Below are 22,431 nucleotides of genomic sequence, written 5' to 3' on the forward strand. Positions count from 1 at the left end.
ATTTAAACAAAAATGATAAATATGAAAAATAATATAAAAAGAATTTTATTCCTTCTCGTTCTAGCTTTGGGATTGAATTCTTGCGAAACAACGGAACTTGAGATTCTGGAAAGTCCGAATGTACTTAATCCAAATCAGGCTGATATAGATTTTTTCTTAAATAGTATGCAACTTACAACCGCTACGTTTTTTGAAAATATAACTGAGGAAGGTATGGAAACAACTCGTATCCTTCATATGTTTGGCCCTACTTATGATAATGCATATGGTCCAGGACAATTAAATAATGCGTATACCAATGCTTATGCAGGTATATTAGCAGATAATAGAGCTATGGTACCTCTTGCTGAGGAAAAAGGGTTATTTACTCATATAGCAATTGGTCAAATCCTTGAAGCTTATGTTATAGCAACTTTAGTGGATTATTTAGGTGATATTCCATATAGCGAAGCTGTATTAGGTCTTGAAAACGAAAACCCAAATGTTGATAGTGGTCAGGCAATCTATGACGAAATGTTTACATTGTTGGATAATGCTATTGCTAACTTAAATCTAACATCCAGTGCAGAACCAGCTATAGATGTATATTATAATGGTGACAAATCTAAGTGGATTCGTTTCGCTAATACATTAAAACTAAAGTTATACCTACAAACCCGTTTGGTAAATGCTGCTGCTTCAACTACTGGAATCAATAACATTTTAGCAAGTGGGAATTATATTCAAACTGCTGACCAAGATTTCCAATTTAACTACTCTACTGTAGATGCAAATCCAGATAGTAGACACCCAATATTTGGAAGAAATTTCGATAATGGTGTTACAGATTATCAATCTAATTCTTACATGGATTTATTATTAAATGATAAGTCATTAATAGACCCAAGAATAAGATATTACTTCTATAGAAATAGAAGCAATGCTTCAACTGATCCTAATGCACTACCTTGTATTGTAGAAACAGCACCAGCTCATTATCCTGCTGGAGAAGTATTCTGTGTGGCCGGGCAAGGATATAACGGAAGAGATCACGGTGATAATGATGGTATCCCACCGGATGAGAATGACAGAGCTGACTGGGGAGTGTATCCTATCGGAGCTAGATTTGATGACAACAGTTTTGACGGCACAAATGACAGAACAGTTGGTGCACAAGGAGCTGGTATCTCGCCAATTATGTTGAGTACATATGTTGATTTTATGTTAGCAGAATCTGCTTTAGAACTTGGAACAACGGGAGATGCTAGAACTTATTTAGAAAACGGAATGACTAAATCTTTTGCTAAAGTAATTGGTTTTAGACCTGATCTAACCGATGCTGCTTTTGCACCATCAGCTTTAGATGTTCAAGATTATATTGATGAAGTACTTGCCAACTATGATAGTGCAGCTAACGATGATGAAAGATTACAAATCATTGTTACTGAATACTTCATCGCATTATTCGGTAATGGTATTGAAGCATACAATACATATAGAAGAACAGGTAAACCAGATAACTTACAACCTACGTTGTTAGCAGATCCTGGTAGATTTATTAGATCTTTCTTATACCCAAGTAATTTAGTTGATAGAAACTCTAGTGTAGAGCAAAAACCTAATCAAGCAGTACCTGTATTCTGGGATACTAATCCAGAAGGGTTTGTAGACTAATAAAAACATTTAAAATTTTTATAAAATGAAAAATTTATTTAAAATATTCTTAGTAGTTCTCACTACTACCGTATTTTTCTCTTGTGAAGATGATGAGAAGAATAAAATTACAGATACGGTTGAAGCACCTTGGGCTTATTTTCAAGAAATAACCACACCTGTAATCGACGTTACAAACCTAGATGGTTCTGCGTACGAAGCCGTTATAGTTGCTCCTTTTGACAACATTGCGAGCTATGCGATAAGAGTAAATAGAAACGGTGGAGATTTTTTTCCTCTTAGAACCGTTACCGAATTCCCTTTGAATCTTAGCGTTACCGCTGCTGATTTAGCGACGGCGCTAGGATTAACAGTTCCGGATTTACAACCAGGAGACAAATTTGATTTTATTGCTACAATTACAGATACGAATGGAGTTGTATTTGATGGTGGTGATCAAACTCAATTCTTAGGTGATATCAGTAACCCAGGATTAGCACAGGCCTTAAATTACACAACTTTTATTTCTTGTCCATTTAATGCAGCAGACGCGGCTGGAACGTACACTATTACCGTAGATGGTTTTGGTACTTCTGTAGGTGATCTTACATTTGAGGTAGTTGCAGGACCAGGAGAAAATCAAATTACAATGGTGAATCCTTTCGATCACCCAAATCCTGATACTGGCTTACAAGATTACAGTGTTACTATTGATGTAGATCCTACAACAGGGGTTGCATCTATAGAAAGACAACCAGCTTGGCACTGTGATAATTTTGGATGTCCTTATGGAGAGGGAAGAGTTAATGGTGGTGGATTTGTATTCTCTTGTAGTGGAGCAATAGTTGTAGACTTAACACATACAGTAGATCTAGGAAGTTTTGGAACTTTCCCTTTCACAGCTGTTAAAAATTAAAAGTAACGACTTTTTCTAAAGTCTTAACGTTTTAAGTTATATTAAAACATCCCGATGAAATTTCATCGGGATGTTTCTTTATATATTATATTTGTCTCCTTATGAAAAATGAATCACAAATCTTTGGGATAAGAGCAGTTATCGAAGCAATTAATTCAGAAAAAACAATTGACAAACTTTTTATCCAAAAAGGATTGCAAGGTGAGCTTGCCAAGGAATTGATGAATCTGCTTAAAAAGGAAAACCAAAATTTCTCTTATGTACCTATTGAGAAATTAAACAGATTGACTCGTAAAAATCATCAAGGTGTTGTTGCATATATCTCTCCCATTGAGTTTTACGATTTAGAAAACCTAGTAATACAAATCACAGAGTCTGGTCGCGTTCCCCTATTTCTAATTCTGGATCAACTGTCGGATGTACGTAATTTTGGCGCAATTATAAGGACTGCAGAATGCACAGGTGTAGATGGAATTATTATTCAAAAGAAAGGAGGTGCTCCAGTTAGTGCGGATACTGTAAAAACCTCTGCCGGAGCTATATTTAAAATCCCAATTTGTAAAGTTGATCATATCAAAGATGCTATGTTTTATTTACAAGCATCGGGTGTACAAATAGTAGCAGCCACAGAAAAAGCATCTTCTTCTATTTACGATATAGACCTTACTACTCCTACCGCAATTGTTATGGGTAGTGAGGGTAAAGGAATATCAAATTCAGTTTTGAAAATTGTAGATCATATGGCCAAACTACCAATGTTTGGAGAAATAGCATCTCTTAACGTTTCTGTTGCCTGTGGGGTACTATTATACGAGGGTATTCGTCAAAGGTTAGCTAGTTCAAAATAAAGACTTAATCCTCTTTTTCGGCATCATCTTTTATCGTAGTTTCAATCTTGTATATGATTTCCATTTCCTCTTCCAACTCTTTTTCTGAGAATGTTTCTATAAAATTACCATTCTCATCAAAGTGTTTCAAAAACTCATCCTCTTCAGGATTATAATCCGAAGATTCCCAATAATATTTTTTTGGTTCAACCACAACACCCTTCTTAATAAAAAAAGCCAATGAAACACCGACTATTAGTCCTGATAAATGACCTTCCCACGATATTTTTGGATCCACTGGAAGTGTATACCATATCATACTTCCATATATAAATACTACTCCAAAGGACAAAGCGATCAATCGATAGTATTTTGCAATAATACCTTTAAAAAAAAGAAAACCGAAAAGCATATAAATTACTCCGCTAGCACCAATATGATTCGCCTCTCTTCCTAAAAACCAAGTCAAAACTCCGGTAAAAAACGTTCCTAGCAATAATACTCTCCAAGCATTATTGGGATAAAAAAAGAAAAGAGAAATAGATAAAATTAATAAAGGCAATGTATTATGCCAAAGATGTGCTAAGTCACCATGAATCAAAGGTGAAAACAAAACACCTCTTAAACCTTTTAAGGTTCTCGGGAACACTCCATAATGATTAAAATCATACCCAAATCTAACCTCAAACCAAAAAACAAACCAAATGATCAGAACAAATAATATCGGATAGCCTATAACACCCGTGGTAAACTTGAAATATCTACTTTTATCCATTACTTTTAAAAAACAAAAAAGTGACCAAAGTTGCAAAATATGCTAAATTGTCAGAAACAATGAAACAAAAGGATTTAACACATCTTAAGAAGATTAAAAATTTAAATTATATGTAAATTAAGCCATATCTTTACAACTTATTGTAATACACACTCAAAAACTATAATAAAATAAAATGAAAAAGATTTTTTTTATAGCGTTATTCATTAGTAGCGTTAATACTTTCTCACAAAATACAATAGGAACAACTTTAAATACCGAGGCGGCGTTAAATGGTTACACACTATTTTCATCCAGATCGACCTCAACACCTAGTATCACATATTTGATAAACAACTGTGGAGAAATTGTTAATCAATGGTCTAGTAATTTTCGAACTTTCGGTGTTGACTACTTAACTGAAAATGGAGATTTATACTCAAATCATTTTGACGACCAATCGACACTAAATTTGCGTGGTAACACAGGAAGAATAGAAAAGAAAGATTGGAACAACAACTTGTTATGGGGATTTACCTATTCTGACACAGATTATAGTTTTCATCACGATTACGTAGTGATGCCTAATGGAAATATTCTCATGATGGTAGCCTATAGAATGACCGAAACAGAAGCTATTGACAGCGGTAGAAATCCCTCTCTACTATCTGAAGGAGAATTATATAATGAAAAGATAATTGAAATACAACCTATCGGAGTTGATGGCGGGCAAATTATTTGGGAATGGAGCGCTTGGGATCACCTAATTCAAGATTTTGATCCATCAAAAAACAACTTTGGGATAATCAAAGATAATCCCGAAAAAATTGACATCAATTTCACAGGCACATCTGGGTCTACTGCAGATTGGCTTCATTTAAGTTCCATGGACTACAATCCCGAACTTGATCAAATAATTTTTAGCTCACCTCGAATCAGCGAATTTTATATTATTGATCACTCCACAACAACGGCAGAAGCGGCTACCAGTTCTGGTGGAAATAGCGGAAAAGGAGGAGATATTCTATATAGATGGGGAAATCCACAAATTTATGATCAAGGCACCTCTGCTGACCAAAAAACCTTTGGCCAACATACAGTTCATTGGATACCAAAAGGATTAAATGATGAAGACAAAATTTTGTTCTATAACAACGCAAAAGGAGGAGATTACTCTTCAGTTGAAATCATAAATCCTCCGATTGATCAAAATGGAAACTACTCTTATACACCTAACACCGCATATGCCCCTATTGATGCAGAATGGTCGTATACCGACCCCACTTCGCCTCAAAACTTATACTCTCCGCTTATTTCTTCTGCTTATAGATTGCCGAACGGCAATACACTTATTACAGAAGGAACAAGTGGTCACATTTTAGAAATAGATGCTAATGAAAATACGGTCTGGGATTATATCACTCCTTATAGAAATGATGTTATCTTATCTCAGGGAGAAACTAATACTGGAGCACAAGTTTCTTGGATTTTTAGAGCCAAACGCTACCCTTATAATTATGCTGGATTTGTAGGTAAGGATCTAACACCTTCAGGGTATATTGAACAAAATCCGGTTACTGAAAATTGCTCATTGTTTGATGCTCTTTCAGTAGAAGAATTTAATCTTAGTTTTAATTTTAGTATTTATCCAAATCCAGTTAGTAATACCATAAACATTACCAATAAAACAAATCAAAATTATAGTGTTGAGCTTTTTGATTTCAACGGAAAGAAAATAGAATTTTCGTTAATCAATGAGAAAATTAATATTTCATCATTGAATTCAGGATTTTACATCTTAAAAGTAAACACTGATAATGGCAGTTTAATCAAAAAGATTGTAAAAATATGATTTGTGACTAATACACGCTTTGTGCATGAATAAACCACTGGCAGAAAGAATTCGACCTAAATCGTTAGATGAGTACCTAAGTCAAGAACATTTAATTGGTGATGATGGATCTTTGACCCAACAAATTAAAAAAGGGATCATTCCTTCATTAATTCTTTGGGGTCCACCTGGAGTGGGCAAAACTACTTTAGCTAATATTATAGCCAATGAATCAGGTAGACCATTCTATACGCTAAGTGCAATTAATAGCGGCGTTAAAGAGGTACGGGAGGTAATTGATAAAGCCAAGCAAAGCGGAGGATTATTCACTTCTAAAAATCCAATCCTGTTTATTGATGAGATCCATCGTTTCAGTAAATCCCAGCAAGATTCTTTACTAGGTGCTGTAGAAAAAGGCTGGATCACCCTGTTAGGAGCAACTACAGAAAACCCTAGTTTTGAGGTAATCCCTGCATTGTTGTCTCGCTGTCAGGTATATGTTCTTAATCCATTTGGAAAAAAAGAGCTCATAGCTCTTCTTGAAAGAGCCATGAAACAAGATGAATATTTAGTCTCCAAAAACATACAACTTCAAGAAACAGAGGCTTTATTACGATTAAGTGGAGGCGATGCCAGAAAACTATTAAATATATTTGAGTTAATTGTTTCTAGTCAAGATCAGGATATTGTTAACATTACAAACGATCTTGTTTTGAAACTTGTTCAACAAAACACTGTTAGATACGACAAAACAGGAGAACAACATTACGATATTATTTCGGCATTTATTAAATCCGTGAGAGGTAGTGATCCAAACGCTGCCGTATACTGGTTGGCTAGAATGATCGAAGGAGGAGAAGATCTAAAGTTCTTAGCGCGCAGAATGATTATTTTGGCTTCTGAGGATATTGGGAATGCTAATCCAACAGCGCTGATCCTGGCCAACAATACTTTTCAGGCAGTAACTACTGTAGGATATCCTGAAGCCCGAATTATCCTAAGTCAGTGCGCGGTGTACTTAGCAACATCACCAAAGAGTAATGCTTCCTATATGGCTATTAATAAGGCGCAACAATTAGTTAGACAAACCGGAGACCTGTCTGTACCATTACACATCAGAAATGCTCCGACAAAGCTTATGAAGGAGTTAGGTTATGGTGAAGATTATAAATACGCACATGATCATAACAACAACTTTGTTATGCAAGAATTTCTTCCGGAATCCTTGAAGAATACAAAGCTTTATGAACCAGGAAATAACCAACGAGAGAATTCGTTGAGGGCTTTTCTTAAATCACGTTGGGGTGATAAGTATAATTATTAAAAATTATTGCCGAGCAAAGGTATCAGTGATCAGCTTACCTGTTGCCGGATTGATCCTGTCTAGTATAAAGTTTCCGTAAGAATCAAAATAACCACTTCCACTTAAATCACCTGCCTGAACGATATAATCATTTTTTCTGCTAGACTTAAATACCTTTCCAATGGAAATGAACTCAGCTTCTTTTTTTTCCATTAATTCGTATCCATACGGCTTACTTTCAAAAAAATAAATTTCATCTTTCATCAAAAAAGAGGTGGCTTTTTTTATTGGCGTTTTCTTTTCAATTTCTTTTTCATCCTTCAAATCATTTGAAATCGAAGCATCTTTTTTAATTGTAGTCGTAACAGTATCAGTGGGATCCGTTATTGTCTCTACCACTTCTTTGGTTTCTCTGACATCCCCTTCATTTTTACCATTATAAGCATAATTAAGTGTCTCAATATCTTTAAACGCATCTCTAAGAGCCTCGTGGTACGATTTTTTAAATTCTTTTTCTCTACTTGTTCCTTCTCTTGAACTAAAAACAGTTACTCCATTGCAGTCAATCAAATTAACAATGAGCTTCGTCTTAAGCAGTCCTGAATTTTTTTTCACATCTGCTCTTAATCCTTTACATCCATTTCGTTTTAAATCTTCTGGTAACTCTTCACCTTGCATATATGCAGTAAACCCGTTTTTATTAAATAAAAATTTTGTCAAAGAGTTTAATTGGTAATCATCATTTTCTCTTAAAAAAACATACCCTTCTGGCACAATTACATATTTATAGTCATTAACACTATTCTGTGCTGAAATATGAATTATGCATAAAAAAGCAAGCCCTAAAAATAAAATACGTGTTATATTCATTACATTATTACATTAAATCCTAATTGAATAGACACACCTCTTGCGTCTGCCAGATTAGAATATTCTAAAAGATTATTTGCCGAAATATAGAAATTAATTTTGTCAATGTGTGTGGATACTAATACACCAATATTCTTAAATGAATATTCATCTACTGTATAAGTTACTTTACCTCTTAGAAAATTAGACAATCGCTTATAATAAAAGAGTGATGCTGCAAATTGAGGTCGTTTGGGTCTAAACTGAGAAAACACTTGTAAGCCAAAAGCATCCTGATATGGAGGATCTGCACAATTACAAGTACCATTGTCAAATCGATTAAAAGAATATTTAATAGAACCATTGAGTTTAAGTGGCCTTAAAGCAGCGTAATTTGTATTAAGGGTATCAATTGGAATAGCTTCTTCTAGCTCATCCAAAACATCTTGACCATTCTGATCTGTGATAGGGGTTTCCAATCCTTCGAAAACAAAATTACCTCTTGCTCTATAAGTTTCGACATCTTTCGTATAAAAAATCATCCCAAGATCGGTTGCACTACCGGTTAGCGTCCATTGATCATCAATTTTATAACTAAACCCCACGTCCACTCCGATCCCTAAATTACCCCCGAGAAATGCTCTACCAAGAAATTTATTAAGTACCTGACTAGCTCCATCTGCATTATCCTCTGATTCAATGTCTCGCAAAGAAGCATATCCTGCAGTTTGTACACTTACATCTGCATCACTGATCACGTGTTGGTATATATTATTTCCCTGAGGAGTCTCTATAGTAGTAAAAGTCCCTCTATTTTTTGTACTTCGGAAATTAAAAATACTAGAATATAATTTTGCCCTGGCTCCAAAAGTAAGTTTCTTGTTCACTTTTTTATTATACCCAAAATGATAGACGGTTAAAAGTTCTCCAGTAGCGCTAATATTAGAGAAACGAAACGGAACATTAATAAAATCCTGATTTCCCTGGTACGCTAAAACAGCAAAATCTTTTGGAAAATAAACGATTAAATCAAGTTCTTGATAAATCCCTCCAGAATAATACAGACTATTATCGTTCTTACTTCTCCAACCAAAATTAATGAGGTCTAATTGTTGGGTAAGCGTAAAAAAATCCTGACTCCCCAACGTATTTATTGTATTTTCAATCTTGTCGTTAATATCCCTACCATCATCAGCAAAAACATCATAAATGGAGGCTCCTCTTAATCCAACATTAACATGTATTTGAGACAGAAATGGTACTCCTGCGTGATATTTGAAATTTATTTCTGCTCCCGGATTAAGCATTAATGATTGTGGTAAATCTGTAAAATCGTATAAGGTTTCTCTGTTTTGAGAATATAATGAGCATCCCCAAAAACCTAAATAAAGGCATAGTAGGATTCTCATAATTGATAGTTTACATAATAACTGGCTTTTGATCGTATCCGTAATACGCCTCTCAGGTCAGAATTTAAGGTGGGAGCAATAATCTCTGTAGCTATTTTCTGTGCCGAAGCTAATTGATTTAAAGTTGCATTGTCTAATACTATGGGATCTGGATTAGAAAAAGATACTATAGGATCCGTACCTTCTCCTTGCCCTGCCTCCACAGGAATACTATACAATTGTCCAATAGGTTGCTCAGATTCTGTTAAAAACTGAAACTGAAGGATGAATTCTCTTTCTATCGTATTACGCACCTCTATGGTTAGCTCTACCCTATCTAAGTTATCAATTGCAAAATCGGTGCCCACCAAGTCATAATTGATCGTGTCTCTTAACACATCTGGTGGAATTGTAAATTCTGTATTCTGAGGAGTACCTGCGGGTATATATTCTTCAATATCAAATTCTGAGTAAATAAAGTCTGCTTCGAACACAGGTGTCAACACCACATCTTCTAGCTGTTCAAAATTCAGTTCTTTTACGCATGAAGCGGTCATCAATATCGTGCTAATTAATAGCAACAATACATAGGTGTTTTTTGTTTTCATCTGGGGGGAGTTGTTTATCAATAACGAAAATATACAAATAATTATTACTATATGTATCTTTTTATTTGATTTAATGCGGAAACCTGAATAGCTTCTATCGGCAATTCTTCTTGATGATAGTTAAAACATATTGTCTTGATACCTAATGCTTGAGCTCCCATAATATCAGCTTCAAAATTATCTCCAATCATTATACTTTTGTCGACATCAGCACCCGAAACTTTTAGTGCATGCTCAAAAATAAAGGGGTTTGGTTTTTTAACACCAACTTCCTCACTATTAGTTACCGTTTTGAAATAATGTTTTATGTTGGCATTAGAGAGTTTTGTATGCTGTACTTCTTTAAAACCATTAGTAATAATATGCATTTCATATTTTGGCATTAAATAATCCAATAACTCTTTGGCTCCATCTATTAAGTAATTATTTAGAGGTAAGAAATTAATGTAATCTTCTGATAATGCATCTATAAGTTCTAATGGTAGTTGCTTCTCAAAAGCCGCAAATGCCTCTACGAGACGACCTCTTCTAAGTTGAGTTTTGGTTACTCGTTCTTCTCGATACAATTTCCAGTATCGCAAATTGATCGGCTGATACACAGATAAAAAACGATCAACAGAAATTTGAATTTTGAATTTATCAAACATCATCTCAAATGCCAAAGCTGAATTTCTATCAAAATCCCAAAGGGTATGATCTAAATCAAAAAACACATGATTAATTTTTTCTATTTTCATCTTTGCTCCAAATAAACTCTAATATTGATTTCCAGTATGTTTGCTCGCTAAGTTCACTAAAAAGTCCATTACTAAACACCGGAATAAACACCCCGTTTACTTTTTTAATTTTTTCTATGTAAGCTTCTAACTCTTGCTTTACTGCATATTCATTCTCTGCATTTTCAAAACTTTTAGGAGTACAACAAAACGAGTGTATCACTAAAGGTGTCTGTACTTCATAATCCAGGTCATAAAACATAAAGGGAGTACAAGTTCCAGCTCTAAAACCAGCTTGCCCCGGATATCCCATAGAAAAATCTTCCTTGATTTCTAATTCAATAAAATTTCTGTAAGCCTCGGGTAATTTTATTTTATAAAACGAACATAATGAATGTTTAAGTTGTCTATTCACAATATTCTCTATTCTTGTCTTTTCTTCTTTCAATATTTCCAGATCAGATATAGCTTCATAAGATACCTTAAGACCGACATCAATATAATCTGAAACATGCTTAATCACTTCTCTATGTTCCGGGTTACTATGATTAATATTCTTTTCATAATTAGTATAATCTCCAAGTCCAAAAAACATTACGCAATTCCTAGCCCTATTTTTCTGCAGATTAATGATAAAATCAAAAGTATTGTAAGGGTCCTTTTTAATTCCGAGTATTACCTTTATCCGATCCGTTACCTCATTGATCTTTAATTGCCAAAGATCGCGTATTGCGCCACCCAATGACCTCAATATTCCTTTTTGCCAATACGCAAAGGTTTGATTTACATACAAAATAGGGAGTGTAGTAAATGTTCTTTCCTGAAAAACTATATCAGGATATTTTTCTTTTAAAACATTTTTAAATTTAAGGGCCCAGATATCGACCACCGGTTCTTGTAAGAAACCGTTCTGATACGCTATACTTTCTGTAGCAACAAATCTACCTAATTCATCCTTTACGTGTGGAAGATATTCTTCATATCTGGTCAACAAATAAAAAGTAGCTGCAAAAATATCAAAAGGTAAGGCGGCATCCGGATGTTTTGCCAGAAAAAAACATTGAGTATCGCCCCAGGGCAGCACTTGAATTTCTACCTCATTGAATCCATGTTCAAATAAAAGATCTACACTTTGAAAATAAAGCTCTTTACCTAATGGTTGTTTACCATAAGATAATTTAGGCCCATCGTGCGCAATAAAAGATTCTATTTTAGAAGCAAAATCAACCTCTAATCCCAAGATTCTTTTACATATATGCTTAAAAGTATAGGATACTCTAGGAGTTATTTCTTGAACATAAACTAATAACATACTTTTAATTATAGTATTGCTTCGTCTGCAAAGCTAAAATACTTCTTTTCTGTAATTATTAGGTGATCTAATAGTTTTATATCCAAACTTACTCCGGCGTGCTTTAATTTTTGGGTCAAAGCTTTATCAGATTGACTGGGGATCAAGCTCCCGCTAGGATGGTTATGAGCAAGAATGATAGAGGTAGCTCCAAACTCCAGTGCAAATCTATATATGATTCTAGGATCTACCAAAGTTCCTGTCTTCCCTCCTATACTAATTTGCTTTTTCTGTAGTACTTTGTTTGCATTATTGAGATATAATACCCAAAACTCTTCGTGCTCTAGATCACCAACAAACGGGTTAAGCATGTCAAACACATCTTTGCTGCTAGTGATTTTGGGTACCACAGGAACCTCTTCTTCTTTTCTTCTTCTTCCTAATTCCAGTGCAGCAACAATTGAAATTGCTTTTGCTTCTCCGATACCCTTAAAACTCATTAATTGTTTTACAGATAGTTTTCCTAATGCGTTGATTTGATGATCAACACTGGCCAAAATTCGTTTGCTTAAAGCTACAGCACTCTCCTCACGGTTTCCTGAACCTATTAAAATAGCTATCAACTCAGAATCACTTAACGAATTCTTCCCTTTGACTAACAATTTCTCTCTTGGACGATCATTTTGATTCCATTCCCTGATCGAAAATGAAGCATTTATTTTACCCATATAATTTTATTCTGTAGTATTATTCCCTTATTTTTTGACACTATAAGTATAAACTATTTATCTCAAACACAATATTTTATTTCTCAAAATATCCTAGTAATTATAGGATCTTATGTCGATTTGATTACAGAATTCAAATATATATTTGTTTGAAAATGAAAGTTTTACTATATTTGACCACCCATAATCTAAAAATAATGAATTTAACAACTTCAAATTAACCTATTTATGAAGAACATTTTTACTTTCGTATTATTATTGGCTACTATCAGTTTCTATGGACAGGATAAGAAACGTATCAGCTTTCTCAACCTAGTAGGAAATCACATACAAGTGCCACGAGGATGTCAAGCACAATCAGAGTTTGAATTGCAAGCGTGTAATGGAACATCTATAAAATGGGACTATTATAGTGATGATATGTTAACTGCTGTTTTTGATGCAACCATAGACGCATTCGCAGCCGATAACACATCTAAAACTGCGGTAACTTTTACTTCGTTTGGGTCTCAACTAAAAGGATTTAAATTTAAGTCTGGAACTACATTTCAATATTTCTTAATGGGAAAGATTAAAGATCAGCCATTAATGATTAATTTAGGAACTCCCGCAGACATTTCTGCCAATGGAGACCTAGAAGGTATATTGAAACTTGTTTTCGAAAAAGTAGGTTAATTCTTTATTACTTTTTAGATATTTTGATGAGTTATTTAGCAATAGCTTAGCATTCTTATATTCTATTATTTAAAATAATTCTGTTATTTTTGAGTATTAGTTGCTAAATAGTATTGCGCATGAAATCTCTCTTTGACGAATCAGCTAAAAAAGAAATAGAAGATCGTATTCATAAATTATCCAACACCAGTACTCCTGCGTGGGGTAAGATGGATATTTCTCAGATGTTTCATCATTGTCAGTTTCCTCTTAAAATAGCACTTAAGAAGGAACATCCGCCTATGAGACCTAGTTTATTAGCAAAACTATTCTTTAAGAAAGCGATGTATAATGATAAACCTTGGAAGAGAAGCTTACCCACGCACCCAAAACTTAAGGTAGTGGATGAAAAGGTTTTTGAAGAAGAAAAACAACAATTATTAGAACTTGTAAACGAATTCTCTGAAAAAAGAACTGTTTCTGAATGGGATCCACATCCAATGTTCGGGAAATTTACTAAAGATCAATGGGGTAAAATGCAATACAAGCATTTAGATCATCATCTTCAACAATTTAATGTATAGTCTGTGTATCCTCCTAAACATCACCAAGACTATAATCTAGAAAATATAAAAAGCGTGGCAACTGCATATCCTTTTGCTACCCTGATATCTGCAAAAGGCACTACACCATTTATAACACACGCACCGCTTATTTTTCACGGGGATAAACTTATAGGCCATATTGATGCCAATAACCAACATACATTACTACTAAATAACAAATACCCAATTACAGCGATTTTTCAAGGGCCACAGACATATATTTCTCCCTCTATCTATACTACAAAACAATTACCTACCTGGAATTATATTATTGCACACGCCAGAGGAATTGTAAACGAAATCAAAGATCCAGACGTTATAAAAAATTCTATCGTTGTAATGACCGAGTTTCTCGAAACTCCTGATCAAAATTTCACGCTATCCCTGGATGACCCCAGAATGGATCGTCTGGTTCCGTATATACATTGTTTTGAGATTGAAGTACAACACTGGGAAGGAAAATTTAAGCTTAGTCAAGATAAAGTACCGGCAGATATTGAAAATGCTAAACAGGAACTAATCAAAAACAGTCAGCAAAATGTTTCCAATTTTGTAAATGAATTGTTTAAGAAGCATTTTTAAGTTTAAATCATCTCTTTCACCTCATCAAAGTCCAGGCCACCATAATTACCACTACTCATAAGTAAAAGTGCTGTATTAGAAAAATCTTTTTGATGTAGATACTTTTTAAATTCTTCAGGATTTGTATAAATGATAAGGTCTTCTCTATTAAATGCTTCTGCAATTTGATACGCAGACACCTCTTCTAATTGTTTTATTTTCACAGCTTTTGGTGAGTAAAACACTACGGCCTCATCTGCAGCATCCAGAGCCCCTTCATATTCTTTCAGAAATTCTGCATTAAGACTACTATAGGTGTGTAGTTCAAGGCAGGCGACCAAATGTCTATCCTTATATTGTTCCTTGACCGCATTTGTGGTGGCGCTTACTTTAGAAGGACTATGTGCAAAGTCTTTATAAGCAACGGCAGAATTACTTTCAGCAATTTTTTCTAATCGTTTAGACGCTCCTTTAAAAGAAGCAATGGCTTCATAAAATCCCTCTTCATCAATTCCCATATGCTGGCAGATCCACTTGGCACCGGCAAGATTACTGAGGTTATGAGCACCAAAAACCTCTATTGGCATTTCCCCTTCGGGAGTTTGCAATAAGGTTTCTCCCTCCTCCACTCTATATTCTGGAGTGGTATAAGGTATCTTTCGAATTTGATTTTCAGAATTCTCTACAACTTTAACTACTTCAGGATCCTCTGCATTATAATTTATACTTCCTCCCCGAACAATACTATCCACAAAAATCTGAAACTGTTCTACATAATTATCAAATGTTGGAAACACATTGATATGATCCCAGGCAATGCCACTCAACAATGCTATATTGGGTTGATACAAATGAAATTTTGGTCTCCTATCTATGGGTGAAGAAAGGTATTCATCTCCCTCCAGCACCATAAAATCGTTATCTTCTGTAAGATGCACCATCGTATCAAAACCTTCTAGTTGGGCGCCTACCATATAATCCACCTCTTTTTCGTGATAATGCAACACGTGCAAAATCATAGAGGTAATGGTGGTTTTACCGTGCGATCCACCGATAACCACACGTGTTTTATTTTTGGATTGTTCATATAAGAATTCAGGATAGGAATAAATTTTCAATCCTAATTTCTGAGCTTTTTGCAGTTCTGGGTTATCCTCTTTGGCGTGCATTCCAAGGATTATTGCATCGATATTGGTAGTTATTTTTTCAGGAAACCAACCAAAAGCTTCAGGCAATAATCCATAACGATCTAATCTTGATTTTGAAGGTTCAAAAATCACGTCATCACTTCCGGTTACTTCGTCTCCTTTTTGATGCAGTGCCATAGCAAGATTGTGCATCGCACTACCTCCTATAGCAATAAAATGTACACGCATAATTTAATTCTTGTTTCAAAGAGTAAAGATAAAATTTATTACCAAGTTTGAATTATGATTTTTTAGAAAACAAAACTGATCTAAGTACCTCCTCAACCAATTACCTTCTCAATTCCTCATTCTCCTAAATCTTTCACTAAACAAAATAAGCTTTTCCCTAATTTATCGTTGCAATTATGTAGCTTTATATAGTTATTTACCTTCGTCAAGTTTTTAACCCCAAATGTGGTACGAGACTTGTTATCGTTTTAACAAACACAAAAAATCAAACAGATGAAAAAATATATCATTCTTGTTTTCATACTCTTTATTACAAACCTACATTATATGACAGCGCAAGACAACCTTAACTATCAAGACGATTGGAAAAAAGTTGAAGATTTTGACCGACAAGGGTTGCCTAAATCTGCATTGGAAATTGTAGAAAATATTCACGCCAAAGCCAAGAAAGCGAATAATACGAATCAGATCACTAAAACATTGATATATAAAGCAAAATATCATTTAGTTTTAGAAGAAAATGCACAATTAAATATCATTCAAGAATTTAAAGATGAAATTTCTAAAAGCAAATTTCCGAGCAGAAATATCTTGGAAAGTATTTTAGCAAATCTATACTGGCAGTATTTTCAGCAGCACCGATGGCAATTTTATAATAGAACCAAAACATCTGAAAAAGTAGATAAGGAAGATTTTAGAACTTGGGATTTAGAAACCTTATTCGAAGAGATCCATTTGTATTACCAGAAATCATTAGAGAACGGTTTGTTAGCTCAGCAAACGGATTTAGTGAAATTTAATGACATCCTTACGCAATCCAACGATTCTAAAATTTATAGACCAACTTTATATGATTTCTTATCTCACAATGCACTTGCTTTTTATAAAACTTCAGAAACAACCATAACAAAACCGGCTTATGCTTTTGAGATAGATTCTCCTGGGTATTTAGAAGATCACAAGAAATTTTCTACGGTCAAATTGAACACAAAAGATTCTTTATCTCTGCAATTTCATGCCTTAAAAATCTATCAAAACCTTATCAATTTTCACAAAAGAGATCAGCAGCCTGATGCTTTGATTGAAATTAATATAGAACGTCTTCGGTTTGTATCTGAGCACGCTATATTCCCTGAAAAGCAAGAACAACTGCTTAGTACCTTACAATCTGAAAAGAAGATGCACGAAAGTAGTCCCTCTTCTACCCTTTATGACTACGAAATTGCAAATCTTTATAAAGCACAAGCAGCAACCTATATTCCAGACCAAAATGAAACACATCGATGGACGCTCCAGAAAGCTATAAAAGTATGCGATGAAGCTATTACCAAATACCCCAAATCCAGAGGCACCAATAACTGTAAGCATTTAAAAGAGCAGATATTGGATAAACAGGTCAATACGATTCAAGTAGAAAGTTATATTCCTATCTATAAGCCATCAAGACTTCTAGTGAACTACAAAAACCTCGAACTACTTTATTTTAAGGTTTTAAAAACCAATCAAAACCAATTAAAATCGTTCTTGCAACTATATGAAAGAGAAAAACAAATTGCTTTTCTTAATAAATTGACAGTAGCAAATACCTGGGAGGTTACACTGCGTGATGAAAAAGATTATCAAAACCATAGTATCGAAGTAGCCGTTCCAGAATTGGCTCAAGGTACTTACATTATTGTCGGCTCGACTACCAAAGATCTTAGCGAACAACATTTGTTTGCATATGGAAATCTTCAGGTCACTGATCTTACGCTGGTCGAAAACAAAACTGCGAGCCAAACAAAATTTCAGGTAATAGACAGAAATAATGGAGCCCCGATCCCAAACGCAACTATAAAACTTGTATCGGACAATAAAAGAAACTATCTCAATCAAACCCTAACTACGAATGAGAAAGGAGAAGCCTCTTTTTCTAAAAAAGGCTATTACTATAACGTAAATGCAACTGTAACCTCGGGAAAAGACAACGTATATTTTGATGGATTGTACCTCAATCATTATGGTGATAATAACACACCTGGAACTAGTCCTGGCACTAGCTATACCTCTTTTTTATTTACAGACAGAAGTATTTACAGACCGGGACAGATAGTATATTTTAAAGGTATCATAATGTCTTCAAGAGGAAATGAAGATCCTAAAGTAGTTGCCAATAAATCAACATTTGCAAAACTTATCGATGTAAACGGACAGGAAGTTAACTTACTAACTTTCAAAACTAATGAGTATGGATCTTTTGCCGGTGAATTTGTACTCCCATCTTCCGGATTAACTGGAAATTACAGCATACAAACTGATGGCTACAGTAGTGTTTCTTTTTCTGTAGAAGAATATAAACGACCCAAATTTGAAACAAAATTCAATCCGGTTACTGAAACGTATAAGGTAAACGACAGTATAAAACTAACAGGAACCGCCACTGCCTATGCAGGAAGTAATATTACGGATGCTAAAGTAGTTTATAGAGTATATAGACAAGTGCAATATCCGCGCTGGTGCTATTGGTTTTCAAGAAACACTGAAGAACAGGAAATCACACACGGAGAAACTAAAACTAATGATACCGGTGAATACAACATTACATTTGCAGCATTACCTGATAAAAGTGTATCAAAAGAAAATCAGCCAATTTTTACTTACAAAGTAATTGCAGATGTTACAGATATCAACGGAGAAACAAGAAGCACAACTACTTACGTGAATGTGGGATATCATACCTTGACTGCAAATATTATGATTGCATCGGAGATTGATAAAATGAAGAAAGATCATACATTTAGCGTAAGCACACAAAATCTGAACAATCAATTTATAGCTAATAGTGGAACCGTTAAAATCCATAAATTAAAGGCGCCGGATTGTCCTTTACGTACTCGCCCTTGGAACGCGCCAGATTACAGTGGTTTTACAAAACAAGAATTTAAAAAGTTGTACCCCCACGATGCCTATAAAAATGAAGATGATTTCAGGAATTGGGAAAAAGGAAACTTGGTTTATGACAAAACATATAATACCGCCGCTACTACGGATACTGAGAAAGGTATACAACAGCTTATTTTGGGAAACATTAGTAGATGGGAAACGGGTAAATATGTGATTGAATTGAACACCAAAGATAAATATGGTCAAGAAGTTAAAGATATTAATTATGTAACTGTATTTGACCAATCAGATGATACTATCCCGGATCATAAATTATTTGACATCACCACTAACAAGGAAACCTACCAAATCGGAGATGAAGTTGTCATAAAATTACATTCAGCTTCAGAAGATATGTATGTTACCTTAGATATTGAAAAAGATCATAAAGTAATCGAAACTAAAATTGTAAAGTTATCTAACAATAGTAAAACCATCAAAGTACCAGTTAAAAAAGAAGATCTAGGTGGTTTTGCTATTGCCTATAGTTTTGCAAATTATAATAGTTTTCAAAGCGGAACTTTACCCATTTCTGTTCCTTATAAACCTACGCAACTCACAGTAGAGAGTAAAACTTTTAGAGATAAATTGCAACCTGGACAAGAAGAGACCTGGAGTTTTACAATCAAAGGTCCTAAAGGAGACAAAGTAACTGCAGAATTATTGGCAAGCATGTATGATGCTTCATTAGATCAGTTTAGACCGCACCAGTGGTATTTTAATCCAATTAATCGACCCATTTATTACTCCTATGCTCAACGTAAGGCAGGTAGAAGTTTTGCTAATAGTAATTTTAATGTTTATGATGGATACGGTTGGAAAACCAGTTTCCAACATCAAGGCTATGACCAATTAAACTGGTTTGGATTGAATTTTGGCAATTTATATTATTATGGAAACGATCGTTTAGGAGGTGTCAGAAAAAGAATGGCCATGGAAACGGCCGCTGCGCCTATGGAAATGGCAAAGATGGCTGAAGTGTCTGAAGATGTAGAAATGGAAGAAGTTGCTGTAGCAGGGCTTGCCGAAGAAGGAAATGAAGCAGATTCGATTGGCCGTATTGATAATAAGAGTAATAAAAAAGATGATCAAAAAGACTCATCACTAGAAGGTATCAAAATCCGTAAAAACCTGCAGGAAACGGCATTTTTCTTTCCACATTTGTCTACAGATTCCGAAGGTAATGTAAGTTTCAACTTTACTGCTCCCGAATCATTGACCAAATGGAAGTTACAGCTATTAGCGCATACCAAAACATTAAACGCAGGAACTCAGCTATTAGAAACTGTGACTCAAAAAGAATTGATGATTTTACCAAATCCTCCCAGATTTTTAAGAGAAGGAGATCGAATTATTCTAAGTTCTAAAGTTTCTAATATATCTGCCAAAGACCTTACAGGTATTATCGAATTACAATTAACAGACGCATTAACCGGAAAGTCTATTGATATTGATTTGCAAAACACAAATATCCGCAAGGATTTTTCTGTAAAAGCTGCAGGAAACACCAATGTATCCTGGGAGCTTAAGATTCCAGATAATGTGCAAACGGTTCAATATAAAATCATAGCAAAAGCTGGAGAATTCTCTGATGGTGAGCAGAATGCCTTGTCTGTATTGTCTAACAGAATGATGGTTACAGAAACCCTTCCGATGTGGATACGCTCTGACCAGACCAAGACCTTTACTTTAGACAAACTAAAGAACAACACATCAAAAACATTAAAAAACCACAAGCTTACGTTAGAAATGACTTCTAACCCGGCCTGGTATGCGGTGCAGGCACTTCCTTATTTAATGGAATACCCTTATGAATGTGCAGAACAAACATTCTCCAGATATTACGCTAATTCTTTAGCAAGTCATATAGCCAATTCTAATCCAAGAATTCAGGAAGTATTTAATCAATGGAAAAACACCGATGCATTATTAAGTAATCTGGAAAAAAATCAAGAATTAAAATCCTTGATAATACAAGAAACACCTTGGCTTAGAGATGCCTTAAGCGAAACCGAACAAAAGAAGCGCATTGCATTATTGTTTGACCTGAATAAAATGAACAACGAACTCCAAAGAGCGTTGAACAAATTACAGCAAATACAATATAGCTCCGGGGCTTTCCCTTGGTTTAGTGGAGGACCTGAAAATCGCTACATAACGCAACATATTGCGGCAGGTTTTGGACATCTAAAAAAATTAGGAGTGACCAATCCAGATGGTAAAACTCAGAATATGCTTCAAAAAGCAGTTCGTTATCTGGATCGGGCATTCGTAAAAGAATACGAAGAGCTTAAAAGATTCTGTAAACGTAACAAAATAGACATCAATAAAGATCATCTAAGCTATACACAACTTCATTACTTATACATGCGTAGTTTCTTTTCGGATGTTAACAGAGCCAATAGTACCAATGAAGCTTGGGAATATTATATGGGACAATCTAAGAAGTATTGGTTGGACAGAAGTTTGTATTCACAAGGAATGCTGGCGTTGATACTACATAGAAATAATGAATCTGCTACGGCTGCTAAAATCATTAAATCACTAGATGAAAAAAGTATTACCAGTGAAGAACTGGGTATGTACTGGAAATCGAATACGGCAAGCTGGTACTGGTATCAGGCACCTATAGAAACCCAGGCATTGATGATCGAAGCATTTGCAGAGATCGAGCAAGAACCTAAAAAGACGAAGATTGTGGATAACCTGAAAGTTTGGCTATTAAAAAATAAGCAAACTAACCGTTGGAAAACAACCAAAGCGACTACAGAAGCGGTCTATGCATTATTATTACAAGGTAGTGATTGGTTATCGGTAACAGATATGGTGGAAATTGTATTGGGTGATCAAAAAATTGATCCAAGCCAGATGGAGGATCTAAAAGTGGAAGCCGGAACAGGATATTTTAAAACTTCCTGGAACGGAAATGAGATACAGAAAGATATGGCTACTGCCAAAATCACGAAAAAAGGAAAAGGAATTGCTTGGGGAGCTTTGTACTGGCAATATTTTGAAAACCTGGACAAGATTACCGCTGCAGAAACTCCGCTAAAACTGAAGAAAAAACTGTTCCTAAAAAAGAATACGGATAAGGGAGAAGAAATCACAGAGATCACAGACGATACTCAATTGCAATTAGGAGATTTGGTGAGAGTACGTATAGAATTGCGATCAGATCGTGCGATGGAATTTGTGCATATGAAAGATATGCGAGCTTCTGGATTAGAACCTATCAATGTGCTGTCTCAATACAAATACCAGGATGGATTAGGCTATTATGAAAGCACCAAAGATGCGGCTACTAATTTCTTCTTTGATTATTTACCAAAAGGAGTCTATGTTTTTGAATATGACTTGCGGGTTAATAACAAAGGGGATTTCTCTAATGGTATCACCACCATACAGAGTATGTACGCCCCAGAATTTAGTAGTCATTCTGAAGGAGTGAGAGTGAAGGTGGAGTAATGTAT

Annotated in this window: 17 protein-coding genes; 9 read left to right on the forward strand and 8 right to left on the reverse strand. The window is 34.8% G+C overall.

The genetic code is table 11. From position 1 onward, the window contains the following. Positions 1 to 21 precede the first annotated feature (21 nt). From ACE94K_RS22175 to rlmB, 3 genes are all read left to right on the forward strand, one after another. On the forward strand, positions 22 to 1,653 hold the full coding sequence (locus tag ACE94K_RS22175; RefSeq protein ID WP_378177799.1) for a SusD/RagB family nutrient-binding outer membrane lipoprotein: 1,632 nt from the start codon (positions 22 to 24) through the stop codon (positions 1,651 to 1,653). Positions 1,654 to 1,678: 25 nt separating this feature from the next. After that, entirely contained in the window at positions 1,679 to 2,548 is an 870-nt protein-coding gene (locus tag ACE94K_RS22180) for a hypothetical protein (protein WP_378177801.1), read from the forward strand. A 101-nt stretch (positions 2,549 to 2,649) separates the two neighbouring features. Continuing rightward, complete coding sequence (rlmB, locus tag ACE94K_RS22185) at positions 2,650 to 3,396, forward strand: 23S rRNA (guanosine(2251)-2'-O)-methyltransferase RlmB (RefSeq protein WP_378177804.1); 747 nt, start codon at positions 2,650 to 2,652, stop codon at positions 3,394 to 3,396. Between the two features lie 4 nt (positions 3,397 to 3,400). Here rlmB and ACE94K_RS22190 read toward each other — a convergent pair whose 3' ends face one another. Further along, a complete protein-coding gene (locus tag ACE94K_RS22190) occupies positions 3,401 to 4,150 on the reverse strand; it encodes a rhomboid family intramembrane serine protease (RefSeq protein WP_378177807.1) in 750 nt (249 codons plus the stop codon). Positions 4,151 to 4,325: 175 nt separating this feature from the next. Here ACE94K_RS22190 and ACE94K_RS22195 point away from each other — a divergent pair, with 175 nt between their 5' ends. Continuing rightward, complete coding sequence (locus tag ACE94K_RS22195; protein WP_378177810.1) at positions 4,326 to 5,981, forward strand: aryl-sulfate sulfotransferase; 1,656 nt, start codon at positions 4,326 to 4,328, stop codon at positions 5,979 to 5,981. Between the two features lie 25 nt (positions 5,982 to 6,006). Continuing rightward, positions 6,007 to 7,284: a replication-associated recombination protein A gene (locus ACE94K_RS22200; protein ID WP_378177813.1), complete on the forward strand. Its 1,278-nt coding sequence runs from the start codon at positions 6,007 to 6,009 to the stop codon at positions 7,282 to 7,284. Positions 7,285 to 7,287: 3 nt separating this feature from the next. On the opposite strand, the gene ACE94K_RS22205 is transcribed toward ACE94K_RS22200, so the two are convergent. Genes ACE94K_RS22205 through radC form a run of 6 tightly spaced genes read right to left on the reverse strand, consistent with a single transcriptional unit; the run spans position 7,288 to position 12,843 of the window. Next, positions 7,288 to 8,133 carry a hypothetical protein gene (locus ACE94K_RS22205; protein WP_378177816.1) on the reverse strand — a complete coding sequence of 282 codons (846 nt, stop codon included), beginning with the start codon at positions 8,131 to 8,133 and terminating at the stop codon, positions 7,288 to 7,290. After that, positions 8,133 to 9,521 (reverse strand): DUF5723 family protein, encoded by a 1,389-nt coding sequence (locus tag ACE94K_RS22210; RefSeq protein ID WP_378177819.1) that lies wholly within the window; start codon positions 9,519 to 9,521, stop codon positions 8,133 to 8,135. Before ACE94K_RS22210 ends, ACE94K_RS22205 begins: the two co-directional genes overlap by 1 nt. Next, entirely contained in the window at positions 9,518 to 10,108 is a 591-nt protein-coding gene (locus ACE94K_RS22215; RefSeq protein WP_378177822.1) for a hypothetical protein, read from the reverse strand. Before ACE94K_RS22215 ends, ACE94K_RS22210 begins: the two co-directional genes overlap by 4 nt. Positions 10,109 to 10,155: 47 nt before the next feature. Then, positions 10,156 to 10,845 (reverse strand): YjjG family noncanonical pyrimidine nucleotidase, encoded by a 690-nt coding sequence (locus ACE94K_RS22220; protein ID WP_378177825.1) that lies wholly within the window; start codon positions 10,843 to 10,845, stop codon positions 10,156 to 10,158. Continuing rightward, positions 10,826 to 12,136: a polysaccharide deacetylase family protein gene (locus ACE94K_RS22225; protein ID WP_378177828.1), complete on the reverse strand. Its 1,311-nt coding sequence runs from the start codon at positions 12,134 to 12,136 to the stop codon at positions 10,826 to 10,828. Before ACE94K_RS22225 ends, ACE94K_RS22220 begins: the two co-directional genes overlap by 20 nt. 8 nt (positions 12,137 to 12,144) lie before the next feature. Continuing rightward, positions 12,145 to 12,843, reverse strand: a complete 699-nt coding sequence (gene radC, locus ACE94K_RS22230) for a DNA repair protein RadC (protein WP_378177831.1) — start codon at positions 12,841 to 12,843, stop codon at positions 12,145 to 12,147. Positions 12,844 to 13,071: 228 nt separating this feature from the next. On the opposite strand from radC, the gene ACE94K_RS22235 reads away from it, so the two are divergent. From ACE94K_RS22235 to ACE94K_RS22245, 3 genes are all read left to right on the forward strand, one after another. Next, entirely contained in the window at positions 13,072 to 13,518 is a 447-nt protein-coding gene (locus tag ACE94K_RS22235) for a hypothetical protein (RefSeq protein ID WP_378177834.1), read from the forward strand. A 119-nt stretch (positions 13,519 to 13,637) separates the two neighbouring features. Next, positions 13,638 to 14,081 (forward strand): DUF1569 domain-containing protein, encoded by a 444-nt coding sequence (locus ACE94K_RS22240; protein WP_378177837.1) that lies wholly within the window; start codon positions 13,638 to 13,640, stop codon positions 14,079 to 14,081. Between the two features lie 3 nt (positions 14,082 to 14,084). Then, entirely contained in the window at positions 14,085 to 14,684 is a 600-nt protein-coding gene (locus ACE94K_RS22245; RefSeq protein WP_378177840.1) for an FMN-binding negative transcriptional regulator, read from the forward strand. Between the two features lie 2 nt (positions 14,685 to 14,686). On the opposite strand, the gene murC is transcribed toward ACE94K_RS22245, so the two are convergent. Next, a complete protein-coding gene (gene murC / locus ACE94K_RS22250) occupies positions 14,687 to 16,039 on the reverse strand; it encodes a UDP-N-acetylmuramate--L-alanine ligase (protein WP_378177843.1) in 1,353 nt (450 codons plus the stop codon). A 273-nt stretch (positions 16,040 to 16,312) separates the two neighbouring features. Here murC and ACE94K_RS22255 point away from each other — a divergent pair, with 273 nt between their 5' ends. After that, complete coding sequence (locus tag ACE94K_RS22255) at positions 16,313 to 22,426, forward strand: alpha-2-macroglobulin (protein WP_378177846.1); 6,114 nt, start codon at positions 16,313 to 16,315, stop codon at positions 22,424 to 22,426. Positions 22,427 to 22,431 lie beyond the last annotated feature (5 nt).

It is taken from the genome of Aquimarina besae (assembly GCF_042434905.1).
Classification (GTDB): Bacteria; Bacteroidota; Bacteroidia; order Flavobacteriales; family Flavobacteriaceae; genus Aquimarina.

Excerpts from the sequence above, each read along its gene's own strand:
- ACE94K_RS22175 (WP_378177799.1), top strand. The coding sequence starts at position 22 with ATGAAAAATAATATAAAAAGAATTTTATTCCTTCTCGTTCTAGCTTTG.
- ACE94K_RS22180 (WP_378177801.1), top strand. The coding sequence starts at position 1,679 with ATGAAAAATTTATTTAAAATATTCTTAGTAGTTCTCACTACTACCGTA.
- rlmB (WP_378177804.1), top strand. The coding sequence starts at position 2,650 with ATGAAAAATGAATCACAAATCTTTGGGATAAGAGCAGTTATCGAAGCA.
- ACE94K_RS22190 (WP_378177807.1), bottom strand. The coding sequence starts at position 4,150 with ATGGATAAAAGTAGATATTTCAAGTTTACCACGGGTGTTATAGGCTAT.
- ACE94K_RS22195 (WP_378177810.1), top strand. The coding sequence starts at position 4,326 with ATGAAAAAGATTTTTTTTATAGCGTTATTCATTAGTAGCGTTAATACT.
- ACE94K_RS22200 (WP_378177813.1), top strand. The coding sequence starts at position 6,007 with ATGAATAAACCACTGGCAGAAAGAATTCGACCTAAATCGTTAGATGAG.
- ACE94K_RS22205 (WP_378177816.1), bottom strand. The coding sequence starts at position 8,133 with ATGAATATAACACGTATTTTATTTTTAGGGCTTGCTTTTTTATGCATA.
- ACE94K_RS22210 (WP_378177819.1), bottom strand. The coding sequence starts at position 9,521 with ATGAGAATCCTACTATGCCTTTATTTAGGTTTTTGGGGATGCTCATTA.
- ACE94K_RS22215 (WP_378177822.1), bottom strand. The coding sequence starts at position 10,108 with ATGAAAACAAAAAACACCTATGTATTGTTGCTATTAATTAGCACGATA.
- ACE94K_RS22220 (WP_378177825.1), bottom strand. The coding sequence starts at position 10,845 with ATGAAAATAGAAAAAATTAATCATGTGTTTTTTGATTTAGATCATACC.
- ACE94K_RS22225 (WP_378177828.1), bottom strand. The coding sequence starts at position 12,136 with ATGTTATTAGTTTATGTTCAAGAAATAACTCCTAGAGTATCCTATACT.
- radC (WP_378177831.1), bottom strand. The coding sequence starts at position 12,843 with ATGGGTAAAATAAATGCTTCATTTTCGATCAGGGAATGGAATCAAAAT.
- ACE94K_RS22235 (WP_378177834.1), top strand. The coding sequence starts at position 13,072 with ATGAAGAACATTTTTACTTTCGTATTATTATTGGCTACTATCAGTTTC.
- ACE94K_RS22240 (WP_378177837.1), top strand. The coding sequence starts at position 13,638 with ATGAAATCTCTCTTTGACGAATCAGCTAAAAAAGAAATAGAAGATCGT.
- murC (WP_378177843.1), bottom strand. The coding sequence starts at position 16,039 with ATGCGTGTACATTTTATTGCTATAGGAGGTAGTGCGATGCACAATCTT.
- ACE94K_RS22255 (WP_378177846.1), top strand. The coding sequence starts at position 16,313 with ATGAAAAAATATATCATTCTTGTTTTCATACTCTTTATTACAAACCTA.